The sequence below is a fragment of the Candidatus Effluviviaceae Genus V sp. genome (genome assembly GCA_014728125.1).
Classification (GTDB): Bacteria; Joyebacterota; Joyebacteria; order Joyebacterales; family Joyebacteraceae; genus WJMD01.
This window is the reverse complement of record WJMD01000164.1, coordinates 1-12975: the sequence shown is the minus strand read 5'-3', so window position 1 is coordinate 12975 and position 12975 is coordinate 1. Positions and strand designations below refer to the sequence as shown.

At 66.9% G+C, this 12975-nt stretch carries 9 protein-coding genes; all 9 read left to right on the top strand.

From position 1 onward, the window contains the following. Positions 1-1478: 1478 nt before the first annotated feature. The 9 genes from secA (at position 1479) to GF405_10020 (ending at position 12726) form a co-directional block, all read left to right on the top strand. On the top strand, positions 1479-4535 hold the full coding sequence (secA, locus tag GF405_10060; GenBank protein MBD3368498.1) for a preprotein translocase subunit SecA: 3057 nt from the start codon (positions 1479-1481) through the stop codon (positions 4533-4535). Between the two features lie 42 nt (positions 4536-4577). Continuing rightward, a complete protein-coding gene (topA, locus tag GF405_10055) occupies positions 4578-6782 on the top strand; it encodes a type I DNA topoisomerase (GenBank protein ID MBD3368497.1) in 2205 nt (734 codons plus the stop codon). Then, positions 6775-7719, top strand: a complete 945-nt coding sequence (locus GF405_10050; protein MBD3368496.1) for a tyrosine recombinase — start codon at positions 6775-6777, stop codon at positions 7717-7719. Before topA ends, GF405_10050 begins: the two co-directional genes overlap by 8 nt. 64 nt (positions 7720-7783) lie before the next feature. Further along, positions 7784-8683: an ornithine carbamoyltransferase gene (gene argF / locus GF405_10045; protein ID MBD3368495.1), complete on the top strand. Its 900-nt coding sequence runs from the start codon at positions 7784-7786 to the stop codon at positions 8681-8683. 1 nt (position 8684) lies between these two features. Continuing rightward, complete coding sequence (locus GF405_10040; protein MBD3368494.1) at positions 8685-9473, top strand: hypothetical protein; 789 nt, start codon at positions 8685-8687, stop codon at positions 9471-9473. A 23-nt stretch (positions 9474-9496) separates the two neighbouring features. After that, positions 9497-10318 carry a diaminopimelate epimerase gene (locus tag GF405_10035; protein ID MBD3368493.1) on the top strand — a complete coding sequence of 274 codons (822 nt, stop codon included), beginning with the start codon at positions 9497-9499 and terminating at the stop codon, positions 10316-10318. A 21-nt stretch (positions 10319-10339) separates the two neighbouring features. Beyond that, entirely contained in the window at positions 10340-11209 is an 870-nt protein-coding gene (locus tag GF405_10030; protein MBD3368492.1) for a 4-hydroxy-tetrahydrodipicolinate synthase, read from the top strand. 58 nt (positions 11210-11267) lie between these two features. Continuing rightward, positions 11268-11459, top strand: a complete 192-nt coding sequence (locus GF405_10025; protein MBD3368491.1) for a 4-oxalocrotonate tautomerase — start codon at positions 11268-11270, stop codon at positions 11457-11459. 37 nt (positions 11460-11496) lie between these two features. Continuing rightward, a complete protein-coding gene (locus GF405_10020) occupies positions 11497-12726 on the top strand; it encodes a DUF1565 domain-containing protein (protein ID MBD3368490.1) in 1230 nt (409 codons plus the stop codon). Positions 12727-12975 lie beyond the last annotated feature (249 nt).

Below are 12975 nucleotides of genomic sequence, written 5' to 3'. Positions count from 1 at the left end.
GCCGCGCACCGTCGGCTCGTACGCAGCGCCTCGGCGCTCGCTCTGCTTTCCCTGCTGACGACGGCGCCGCCCGGCGGCGCCCGGGCCGACGGAACCACGCTCGTCCATCCTCCCTTCGGGCACTGTCTCGGCATCACGCGGGTGACGTCATTCCATCTCTTCCTCCACTTCGGCGGCCGAACCCGCTTCGACGAGCCCTCCGGCATCACGGCCGTCAAGCTGCGATCCAAGGACGATCCGTCGACGCCGCACGACGACGACGAGCTCACCGTGTTCGGCCTCAACTCCGGACGCTCGGAGATCATCTTCAATACGTCGCTCTACTCGGCCTCGATCTACGGCTCGGTCGGCGGCGGGCCCGGACGGTTCCGCGAGCCGACCGATCTGGCCGCGGACGAGCGCGGGAACCTGTTCGTGACGGATACGGGAAACGACCGCATCGTGCGCCTCGCGTACGAGGGGGATACGCTCCGCTACGTTCGGTCGTTCGGAACGCGCGGGGCCGGAGAGCGCGAGTTTCGAGCACCCGGCTGCATCGCGTTGGGAGGCTCGGGACGCCTCTACATCGCCGACACCGGGAACGACCGGGTCGTGGTCATGACAGGAACCGGCCGCGTGCTCAGGATGTTCGACGGCACGGGCGAGCTTCCGGGCGGACTGAAGCGGCCGCTCGGGCTCGACGCGGTCGAGGCCGACTCGCGGTGGGTCGCGGGGCGGCGCTCGTTCGTCGTTGTCTCAGACCTCGGCGGGCGCAGGCTCTCGACGTTCAGTCTCGAGGGAAGCCTCCTGGACACGGTCTCCGCCGGCGCGCTCGCGATCGACGGCGCGTCGTTCGGGTATCTGGCCGTCGACTACTACGGGAACATCTACGCCGTCGACGAGCGTCTCGGCGCGATCCACAAGTTCGACTCGACGCTCGGGCACGTGGCGACGTTCGGCAGCTCCCGCACGGGCGAGGGCGAGTTCGACCGGCCGCGGGGAATCACGATCTGGAGGCGGTTCGGACAGGTCTTCGTGACGGAACGCGCCGGGGCCCAGTACTACTGGATCGGCACCGACATCGTCGACGCGTCGATCGCCCCTGAACGCGGAGAACGGGAGGCGGCGCGCGAGATCGGCTACCGGCTGACAGAGGTATCGCGCGTGACCGGAGAGATCCTCGACCGCGACGGCGCGGTCGTCCGCACGCTCTTCGCAAACCGCCGAAGGCCCATCGGAAGAGGGACCGAGCGGTGGGACGGCAGGCTGGAGGACGGCGGCACGCCGGAACCGGGACTCTACACGCTTCGGCTGCGTGCACGGGCGACCTACTCCTCGGGAAACTACTTCGAGGACGTCGAGGAGGTGCCGTTCCGGGTCACTGAGCCGGCCCAATGAACGGCCTGACCCGAAGGCCGCGTCTTGCACGGGACGCGGGGGTCTGCTAGCTTGTTGGGTCGACCCGGTAGCCGCGGCATTCCCCTGGAACGGGAGACACAGTGGTCTTCGGCAAGATCCTCGAGCGCATCGTCGGAACGAGGCAGGACCGTGAGGTCAGCCGCCTGCTTCCCGAGGTGGCGCACATCAACGAGCTGGCGACGTCGTACGAGACGCTCCCCGATGAGGAGCTTCACGGCAAGACCGCGGAGTTCCGGGCGAGGCTCGAGGGCGGCGAGACCGTCGACGACCTCATGCACGAGGCCTTCGCGGTCGTCAAGGAGACCTGCCGCAGGCTCGTCGGCACGAGCTGGGCCGTAGTCGGTCACGAGACCGAGTGGAACATGGTCCCGTTCGACGTGCAGCTGATGGGCGCCATCGAGCTCCACCGGGGCGGAATCGCCGAGATGGCCACCGGTGAGGGCAAGACGCTCGCCGCAACGATGCCGCTCTACCTCAACGCGGTCTCGGGCGAGGGAGCGCACCTTGTCACGGTCAACGACTATCTCGCCCAGCGCGACGCCGAGTGGATGGGGCACGTCTTCGAGACGCTCGGCCTCACGGTCGGCTGCATCCAGACCGGCATGACGCCTGAGGAACGCCGCGACCAGTATGCCCGCGACATCACGTACGGGACGAACAACGAGTTCGGCTTCGACTACCTCCGCGACAACATGGCAGTACGCCTCGAGGACCGCGTCCAGCGCGGTCACCACTTCGCCATCATCGACGAGGTCGACAGTGTCCTCATCGACGAGGCGCGGACGCCGCTCATCATCTCCGGCGTCGTCGAGCATTCGACGCACATGTTCGACCAGCTCAAGGCGCCGGTCGAGCGCCTGGTCAGGCGCCAGACCGCGCTCCTCGGGAAGGTGCTCGACGAGGCCGAGAAGCTCCTTCAGAACGACGAGACCCGGTACGAGGGGCTGGTGAAGCTCGTGCAGGTCTCGCGCGGAGCGCCGAAGCACCGCCGCCTGATGAAGCTCTACGAGGACCCGGCGCTCAAGAACGAGGTGCAGCGGGTCGAGGGAGAGCTCATGCGGGACAAGGTCCTCACGGAGCTCGACGAGGACCTGCTCTACGCAATGGAGGAGCGGGGAAGGAACGCGGCGCTCACGGAGAAGGGGCGGGAGCTCCTCTCACCGCAAGAACGGGATCTCCTGGTGCTGCCGGACCTCTCGGAGCAGCTCGAGGCCGTCGACGGCGACCCCGACCTCTCGCCCTCGGAGAAGGTTGAGAAGAAGAACGCGCTCCATCTTGAGTACGCGCAGACGAGCGAGCGCATCCACAACGTTCAGGCCCTTCTCAAGGCCTACGCGCTCTTCGAGAAGAACGTCGACTATGTCGTCCAGGACGGCAAGGTGATGATCGTCGACGAGTTCACCGGTCGTCTGATGCCGGGACGACGGTGGTCGGACGGCCTCCATCAGGCCGTCGAGGCCAAGGAGGGCGTGACCATCGAGCGCGAGACACAGACGCTCGCGACGATCACGCTTCAGAACTACTTCCGCATGTACGACAAGCTCGCCGGCATGACGGGCACGGCCGAGACCGAGGAGGACGAGTTCGCCGAGATCTACGATCTCTCGGTCCACGTCATCCCGACGAACGAGCCGATCCGCCGGATGGACTACGACGACGCCATCTACCGGACACGCCGCGAGAAGATCGCCGCCGTACTCGAGGAGATCGAGCGGCTCCACGAGCGGAAACAGCCGATCCTCGTCGGCACGGTGTCTGTCGAGGTATCGGAGGTCATCTCGCGGCTTCTCAAGGCCCGACGCATCAAGCACAACGTCCTCAACGCGAAGCACCACAAGAGCGAGGCCGAGATCGTCATGAGCGCCGGACAGGCCGGCGCCGTAACGATCGCGACGAACATGGCGGGGCGCGGGACCGACATCAAACTGGGTCCCGGTGTTCTCCGCTGCGAACGCTGCTGCCTCAAGTGCGAGGACAAGGACTGCGCCGACTGCCCGAACGACCACGGGGACCTGACAGAGGAGTGCCTGGCCGACATGCCGTGCGGTCTCCGGATCATCGGGACCGAGCGGCACGAGTCGAGGCGCATCGACCGCCAGCTCCGTGGGCGGAGCGGCCGACAGGGCGACCCCGGCGCGTCCCAGTTCTTCATCTCGCTCGAGGACGACCTCATGCGCCTCTTCGGTTCCGAGCGCATCGCCAAGGTCATGACGACGCTCGGGGTCCAGGAGGGTGAGGTCATCTCGCATCCGATGGTCACGAGGGCGATCGGCAAGGCGCAGCAGCGCGTCGAGGGACACAACTTCGAGATCAGGAAGCACCTTCTCGAGTACGACGACGTCATGAACCAGCAGCGCGAGGTGATCTATGCGCAGCGGCTCAACATCCTCCTGGGCGAGGACCTGACGGACGAGATGGAGGAGATCTTCCACGACATCATCGAACGTCGCGTGTCCGAGCGGACAGCGATGAGCGACATCGCGGAGGAATGGGACCTCGATGGACTCAGAGAGGACATGCGACGGGTCTTCCTCGTCGACATCGACTTCTCGAAGGCCGACATCGCCGGGATCACGAAGGACGACCTCACGAAGAACATGGAGAAGGCGGCCCGACTGCAGTATGAACGGCGCGAGGAGCAGCTCGGGCCGGAGCTCATGCGCAAGCTCGAGCGCCTCGTGCTGCTCCAGACGATCGACCGGAAGTGGCGCGATCATCTCCACGAGCTCGACCGGCTCAAGGAGGGCATCGGACTGAGGGCATACGGGCAGAAGAACCCGCTGCTCGAATACAAGTCCGAGGCCTACGACATGTTCATGGGGACGATCGAGGGCATCCAGGAGGAGGCCGCGGAGCTTCTGTTCCGCGCCCAGATCAACGCGCCCCCGCCTGAGCAGGAGGTCCGCGACACGACGGCCCATCGTCCCGACCTGCCGGCGCCTCAGGCGCCCCCGGAGACCGATGCGTCGCCGACGTCGATGACGCCGACCCCGGGGTTCTCGGGACCGGGTCCCGGAGCGGGCGGCGCGGCGCCGCCGCCCAGAACGGTGCGCAAGAAGCAGAAGGTCGGCAGGAACGACCCGTGCCCCTGCGGTAGCGGGAAGAAGTACAAGAAGTGCTGCGGACGCAATAACTAACGACGCACGACCCGCAGCCGCCGAGATGACCGGAAGGAGCGTATGGGCAAGTCGCTCGTGATCGTCGAGTCGAAGGCCAAGGCGAAGACCATCGGCAAGTTCCTGGGCCGGGGCTACACGGTCAAGGCGTCGGTGGGGCACGTCCGGGACCTTCCGAAGAAGAAACTCGCCATCGACGTCGAGCACGACTTCGAACCGACGTACGTGACGATCCGCGGCAAGGGCAAGGTCCTGAAGGAACTGAAGGACGCCGCGAAGAAGGCCGACATGGTCTACCTGGCCTCTGACCTCGACCGCGAGGGCGAGGCCATCGCGTGGCACATCACGGAGGCGCTGAAGCTCCCGGAGAAGAAGACACGACGCGTGGTCTTCAACGAGATCACGAAGCGGGCCATCCGGGAGGCCATGGAGCACCCCGGCGACATCGACCGGAACAAGGTCGATGCGCAGCAGGCGCGGCGCGTCCTCGACCGCCTCGTGGGCTACAAGGTGAGCCCCGTGCTCTGGAAGACGATCTACTACGGACTGTCGGCCGGACGTGTCCAATCGGTGGCGCTCAGGCTCATCTGTGAGCGCGAGGCGGCCATCGAGGCGTTCGAGCCCGAGGAGTTCTGGACGATCGACGCGGTCTTCAGGAACGACGACGGCGTCGAGTTCGAGGCGCGGCTGGACAGGATCGACGGGAAGAAGGCCAAGCTCGGGAACGAGAGCGAGGCGGGGGCTGTGCTCGACACGCTCGAGGGCCGCTCGTTCACCGTCTCGTCGGTCGAGAAGCGCAGGCGGAAGGTCTCGCCGCTCCCGCCGTTCAAGACGAGCACACTGCAGAGAGAGGCGGCCAACAGGCTTCGTTTTTCGTCGAAGCGGACGATGATGCACGCGCAGTCGCTCTACGAGGGGCTTCCCATCGCGGGCGAGACGACCGGCCTGATCACGTACATGCGAACCGACTCGACGCGCATCGCGAACGAAGCGCTGGACGAGGCCAGAACGCTCATCGGCGAGAAGTACGGATCGGACTACCTTCCGTCGAAGCCGAGGCGGTTCCGGGCCGCGAAGGGCGCCCAGGACGCACACGAGGCGATCCGCCCCACGTCGATCGCAAGGACACCCCGGTCGATCAAGCAGTACCTCGAGCCCGACCAGTACCGCCTCTACGAGCTCATCTGGAACCGGTTCGTCGCCTCCCAGATGAAGAGCGCCGTCTACGACAACACGACGGCCCTCATCGAGGCCGAGAGGCACGTCTTCAAGGCCAAGGGATCGGTCACGGTCTTCCCCGGCTGGACGCGCGTCTATCCTGCGCTCTGGAAGGACGCCAAGGAGCTGCCGGATCTCACCGAGGGACAGGACATCGAGGCCGCGTCGATCACGCCCAACCAGCGCTTCACCAAACCGCCTCCCAGGTACTCCGAGGCGACCCTCATCAAGGAGCTCGAGAAGAAGGGCATCGGGCGACCGAGCACGTACGCGACGATCGTCGACACGCTGAAGAAGCGGAGGTACGTCACGCTCGAGAAGCGGCGCTTCACACCGACGGAGCTTGGACGGGTCGTCTGGGACCTTCTTGCGATCGGGTTCCCCGATCTCTTCGACGTCGAGTTCACCGCCAGAATGGAGAGCGAGCTCGACCGTGTGGAGGCGGGGAAGGACGAGTGGGTCGACGTCGTGCGGGAGTTCTACGAGCCGTTCGACGCGCGGGTCGCCGAGGTCGAGGAGAAGGTGGGCGAGCTGAAGCAGTCGCTCATCAAGGAGACCGAGAAGCGCTGCGAGAAGTGCGGCTCCGTCATGGTCGAGAAGTGGGGCCGGAACGGCAAGTTCCTCGCGTGCTCGGCATACCCCGAATGCAAGTTCACGATGCCCGTCGAGTCCGAGGCGATGGCCGACATCGACGTCACGTGCGAGAAGTGCGGCGCGCCCATGGCCGTCAAGCACGGACGCTACGGCCCGTTCCTCGGCTGCACGAAGTACCCCGACTGCAGGAACACGGCGCCCATCCCGACCGGTGTCAGCTGCCCCGAGGAAGGCTGCGGAGGACACATCGTCCAGAAGAGGACGAAGCGCGGGCGCGTCTTCTACGGATGCAGCACATACCCGAAGTGCGGCTACGCGATCTGGGACAAGCCTGTATCGAAGACGTGTCCCTCCTGCCAGGCGGGCTTCATGGTGGAGAAGGGCAGGAACCTCGTCTGTCTCGAGTGCGGCGAACGCGTCGCGATCGAGGAGGACGGAGGAGACGACGATGCCTGATCGCCGACGCCTGACGCGCCGGTCGAGCATCGAGCGCGCGGCAGGTGAGTTCCTCGAGTCTCTCGAGGCGAGGGGCTACTCGGAGCACACGGTGGTCGCCTACGAGCGCGACCTCAGGCAGTTCCGGGATTTCCTCTGCGACCTCGTCCGAGGCGACACGCCGCGCATCGGCGACTTCGCGCCGCGCTCGGTGCGCCGCTTCGTCGCCGGGTTGAGCGCCGCGAGGTTCGCCAGGACGTCCGTCCGGCGGAAGCTCGCCGCCGTCAAGGCGTTCGGGCGGTTTCTCGCCGCACGGGGCGTCCTTGACGCCAACCCCGCGGCCGGGCTTCCGGCGCCCAGACCTGAGAAGCGCCTGCCGTCGTTCCTCACGAGGGCCGAGACCGAGCGCCTCTTCGGGACGAACGACGCCGATGCGGGCGACGTCCGACGGATCCGCGACACCGCGATCCTCGAGGTACTCTACGGAGCGGGCCTGAGGCTCTCGGAGCTCGTCTCGCTCAACGTGGGCGACCTCGACGAGAGCGCGGGGCTCGCGCGCGTGACGGGCAAGGGACGCAGGCAGCGCGTCGTCCCGCTCGGCCGCGCTGCGGTCGACGCGGTCGAGCGACATCTCTCATCCAGGAAAGACGCCCCGCGGGACGCGGACGCGCCCCTCTTCACGAACGGGAGAGGGGGACGACTCACCGGGAGGAGCGTCCAGAGGATCGTGTCGAAGCGGCTCACGGAGGTATCGGAGGCCAGGAAGCTGAGCCCGCACGTGCTGCGCCACACGTTCGCGACGCACCTGCTGAACGCCGGGGCCGACCTCCGGGCCGTTCAGGAGCTTCTGGGACACGCGAGCCTCTCGAGCACACAGATCTACACGCACGTCACAACCGATAGACTGAAGAAGGCCTACAGGAAGGCCCACCCACGCGGCGAGGCGGCGGACGCGTGACCGTGCGCACGGAGAGCGCGGCGTCTCGGACGACAGGGGAGACCACAGGAGGGCGGAGGAACCCATGAACGACTTCATCTCGATCGCTGACATCACCAGGGACGACATGCTGCGGCTCTTCGATCTGGCCAGGGAACTCAAGCGGGACCGGACCGGCAGGGACGATCTCGCGGGGAAGACCGTGGCGCTCATCTTCCACAAGCCGTCACTGAGGACCCGTGTCAGCTTCGAGGTCGGCGTCTATGAGCTCGGCGGACACCCGATGTACGTGACGGACGCCGAGATCAAGATGGGACAGCGTGAGTCCACCTACGACATCGGCAAGGTCCTCTCGCGCTACGTGCAGGGCATCATGATCAGAACGTTCGCCCACTCGAACTGCACCGAGCTCGCCGGGGCGGCGGACGTGCCGGTCATCAACGGGCTGACCGACCTGACCCACCCCTGCCAGGTGATGGGCGACATCCTGACCTGCATCGAGCGCGGAAAGGACCCCGAATCGATGGTCGTGGCCTTCATCGGCGACGGCAACAACGTCGCCAACTCGTGGGTGAACGCCGCGGGCAACCTCCCGTTCGAACTCAGGATCGGCGGACCCTCGGGATACGAGCCGGACGAGAGGCTGCTCGAGAACGCCCGGTCGAAGGGCGCCACCATCAAGGTCCTCGACGACCCGGTCGAGGCCGTCACCGGCGCCGACGCCGTCTACACGGACGTCTGGACGAGCATGGGACAGGAGTCCGAGAAGGCCGAGCGGGACGCGACGTTCCGCGCCTTCCAGCTGAACGAGGAGCTGCTGGGTCACGCCGCGCCGGATGCCATAGCCCTGCACTGCCTCCCGGCCCATCGCGGCGAGGAGATCACAGACGGCGTGATGGACGGACCGCAGTCGGCGGTCTTCGATCAGGCCGAGAACAGGCTTCACATCCAGAAGGCCGTCATGGTGACACTGATGGGGAGCTGACATGACGCCCAGGACATTCCCGCGGGCGGGCACGCTGCGCATCCTCGCGGCCGCGGCGCTCCCTGCCGCAGCGCTCGTCTGTGTGTCGGGGTGCGCCAAGACCGGCATGCCGGGGGGCGGTCCCAGAGACACCGAGCCGCCGACCGTCGTCTCGACCGCTCCGGCCGACGGCGAGGCGGGAACGTCCAGGGAGAGCGTCATCAGCGTCGCTTTCAGCGAGGAGATGGACCGGACCTCGGTGGAGCGCGCCCTGAGCGTCGACCCCGACGTGGCCCTGGGACGCTTCGACTGGGAGGGCCCCAGGCTCACCGCACAGCCTGAGACGCTGCTTCCGGACTCCACGACCATCGTCGTATCGATCGGGGAGGGCGCGCGCGACTATCACGGCGTCGCGCTGAGCGAGCCGTTCTCGTTCGCCTTCTCGACAGGGCCGAGCGTTGCGGCCGGCACGATCACCGGTGTGGTGACCCTCGGCGGGTCGGTCACCCCGGACGCAACCGTCTGGGCGTGTCCGGGTCCGGTGGCCGCCGACTCGGCGGGCCTTGTGTCGCCGTGCGAGTACCAGGCGGTCACGGGACCCGACGGGAACTTCGCGTTCAGGAACGTCCGGACGTACGATTCCCGTTACAGTCTGGTCGCCTTCCTCGACGCGGACGGCGACGGTGCCTTCGACTCGGGGCGTGAGACGGGCTGGATCGCGTCCTACAGGGTGCTCATCGACGCGCCCGGCGACTCGACGGGCGGCATCGTACTCGAGCTCGTTCCGCCGCCGTCGGAGGGAAGCCCGTGACACGCGAGGACATCGGAGGAGACGTGACACTCGAGTTCGCCAAGATGACGGGTGCGGGCAACGACTTCATCGTCGTCGACGACCGCGACATGAGGATACAGGACGATGCCCGAGAGCTTGCGAAGCACCTCTGCCGGCGGAGGGTCTCCGTGGGAGCGGATGGCCTGATCCTCGTGGTGCCTTCGACCCGCTGCGACTTCCGCATGCGCTACCTGAACGCCGACGGCAGCGAGGCCGACCTGTGCGGGAACGGGGGACGGTGCGTCGCCCGGTTCGCGAACGAGGTAGGCATCGCAGGCAGAACGATGACGTTCGAGAGCCGGACCGGCACCCACCGGGCCGAGATCGTGAGCGACGAGAGCGTGCGTCTCGCCATGCCGGATCCCCGCGCGCTGATCCTGGACGTCGAGCTTCCGCTCAAGGGCCGGAGGCTGACCGTTCACAGGGTCAACACCGGCGTGCCGCATGCGGTGGCCGAGGTCGAGGACCTCGAGGACTACCCCGTGGTCGAGATCGGCAGGATGATCAGAGAGCACGGGGCGTTCGTCCCCGAGGGCACGAACGCCGACTTCGTCAGCGTGCTCGACGGCTCAACGATCGAGCTGAGGACCTACGAGCGCGGCGTCGAGGACGAAACGCTGGCCTGCGGCACCGGAGCGGTCGCCGCGGCGATCATCGAGGGCGCACGAGGACGCGTCACTCCGCCGGTCTCCGTCAGGACCCGCGGCGGCCCGACGCTGACGGTCGACTTCTTCATGAGCGACATGGGATTCTGCGACGTGACGCTGACCGGAGAGGCGCGCATCGTCTATCGCGGGACCTTGACGCAGTCTGAGGACCAGTGACAGACAAGGGAGGCTTCACCGATGTTCGAGGGCTCGATCGTCGCCATCGTCACGCCGATGAAGGACGGTGAGATCGACGAGGGGTCGCTCCGGCGGCTTCTCAAGCTCCACCGGGAGGCCGGGACCGACGGGATCGTGCCGGCGGGATGCACGGGCGAGGCCGCGACACTCACGTTCGATGAGCGCATGAGGGTCCTCGAGATCTGCCTCGAGGAGATGGGCGACGACATCCCGGTGATACCGGGAACCGGCTCCAACTCGACGCGCGAGACGGTCCGCCTGACCGCGGCCGCCCGGCGGGCCGGGGCCCAGGGCGTGCTCATCATCACGCCGTACTACAACAAGCCGACCCCCGAGGGCCAGTACCGCCACTACCGCGCCGTGGCCGAGGAGGTCGACGTCCCCATCGTCCTCTACAACGTCCCCGGGCGCACCGGCACGAACATGCCCCCCGAGACGGTAGCCCGGCTCGCCGAGCTCCCCAACATCGTGGCCATCAAAGAGGCCGCCGGCTCGGTCGACCGGGTCAGCGCCATCCTGGAGCTGGCCGACATCACCGTGCTCTCCGGCGACGACCCGCTGACGCTTCCGATGATGGCGGTCGGCGCCTCGGGTGTCGTGTCGGTCGTCGCGAACGTCCTGCCGTCTCTCGTGAGCGAGATGGTCGCGGCCTACCCGTCGAACCCCTTCCGGGCGCTCGAGCTGCACCGCGTCCTCAGGCCGATCTCGAACGCGCTCTTCCTCGAATCGAACCCGGGACCGGTCAAGTACACCCTGGCCGAGCTCGGGATGATCGACAGCGCCGAACCCAGGCCGCCGCTCGCCGAGGTGACCGACAGGACCAGGCGGGCCATGGTTCCCGTTATCGAGCGGATCAGAGAGCTCCAGTAGACGCAACACACAATCGCCCCGGGTCGGACTCGGGACGACGAAGCAGGGAGAGAAGCGTATGCCGCTTGTCGAGATCAGTCTGTGGCCCGGTCGGGACGACAGCACGAAGGCCGAGCTCATCAGGGCGGTTACCGAGGCAGTCTCACGGACGACCGGCGCCGCGACCGACGTCGTCGAGGTGATCATCCGGGAAGTGCCCAAGACCGATTGGGCCATGGGCGGGAAGCCCTTCTCGAAGACGCACCCGTAGCCTTCCCCGGAGGCAGGCGGGGAGGAAGGAGTGAACGATGCGCACGCTCAGGACCGTTCGACTCGATCGCCCCGGACGTGTGGTCGCGGCGATGGCTCTAGCGGCGGCGTTGACGGCGCTCGTCGCGGGCTGCAGCTCGAGCGACGGAGGTCCTTCGGCGCCGGACGGGGTCACGATGACCATGGGCGCCCCGAAGGTCCAGATCTCGCGGACCGTCTCCGTCGAGGCGACCCACACCTATTCGAAGCGCGAGAACGGCTTCGACTGGTACGTCAACGACATCCTCGGCGGCAACTCGATGAACGGCACCATCACCCAGTCGAACCCGGCGTCCTACACCGCGCCGCCGGCCGTTCCCGGCGGGGGAGAGGTCGTCATCACAGCCGTCTCGCAAACGGACACCACGCTCTCGGCGGTCGATACGCTTGCGGTCGTCTTCACGATCAAGCACGTCGACGCGGACTCCGGGAACGACACGTCCGGAGGCGGGGCCTGGAACAATCCCTTCGAGACGATCGCCTTCGCCCTGGGGCAGATCAGCGCGGGCGACACCATCCTCGTACACGCCGGTACGTACGACGACGAGGACCTGGCCGGAACACGCCTCACGATCCCCGAGGACGTGACGCTCCGGGGCGTCAGCGCCGACTCGTGCTTCCTGGAGATGAGCGGCTACATCTGGCCTTCGAGCGGCTCGGTCTTCGAATCGTTCACCATGGACATCGCCTCGGGAGAATCCCCGCTCCACGCGGTGCACACAACGGCCGACTGCACGATCCGGGACATTCACACGACCGAGGTCTACGGTCACAGCGCCATCAGAACGCACGGGGGCTCGCAGCTCATCGAGGACTGCGAGGTCGTGAACACAACGGGCGTTGTCGAGAGTCGCGGCATGGAGCTCGTCTTCGGCACGCGCGCGACCGTCAGGAACTGCACGGTCTCGGGATGGGGCTACGGCATCTTCGCCAACCACGACTCCGACCCGCTGATCGAGCAGTGCTGGATCCACGGGAACGGCACCGGCGTCATGATCTACGGAGGAACGCCCGACTCGACCAACCCGGATCTCGGGGGAGGCGCCCGCGACGGCGTGGGCCTCAATACGATCGAGGACAACACGGGCGCCGGCGTCACGAACCAGACACCATTGACAATCTGGGCGCTCTACAACACCTGGGACAACGACCCGCCGACGGAGGGACCTCCGTATCCCTGTGACCTGGAGAACAACGACGGTGGGGCCATCCTGACGCAGTCACGATAGCCACATCGACGGCCGCGCGGGGCTTCGAGCTGGAGTGCCCGCGCGGTCGGTCCGTCCCGCCGCCCCGCCGGGAACCGCCCCCGAACACCCCCCCCCTTGCCATGTAAGCCAACTTATGACTAGACAGATTCCTGAGGCAGCGGTATAGTACGTTCGCTCATCCGTCGGCTACCGCGTTGTGTGTTCTCCCTTTGATGGGGGAATGCGCGCCGCGGTCTGTTGTTTGGACCCCCTTGCGACCCCGAATGG

Excerpts from the sequence above, each read along its gene's own strand:
- GF405_10025 (MBD3368491.1), top strand. The coding sequence starts at position 11,268 with ATGCCGCTTGTCGAGATCAGTCTGTGGCCCGGTCGGGACGACAGCACG.
- argF (MBD3368495.1), top strand. The coding sequence starts at position 7,784 with ATGAACGACTTCATCTCGATCGCTGACATCACCAGGGACGACATGCTG.
- GF405_10050 (MBD3368496.1), top strand. The coding sequence starts at position 6,775 with ATGCCTGATCGCCGACGCCTGACGCGCCGGTCGAGCATCGAGCGCGCG.
- GF405_10030 (MBD3368492.1), top strand. The coding sequence starts at position 10,340 with ATGTTCGAGGGCTCGATCGTCGCCATCGTCACGCCGATGAAGGACGGT.
- GF405_10020 (MBD3368490.1), top strand. The coding sequence starts at position 11,497 with ATGCGCACGCTCAGGACCGTTCGACTCGATCGCCCCGGACGTGTGGTC.
- GF405_10040 (MBD3368494.1), top strand. The coding sequence starts at position 8,685 with ATGACGCCCAGGACATTCCCGCGGGCGGGCACGCTGCGCATCCTCGCG.
- topA (MBD3368497.1), top strand. The coding sequence starts at position 4,578 with ATGGGCAAGTCGCTCGTGATCGTCGAGTCGAAGGCCAAGGCGAAGACC.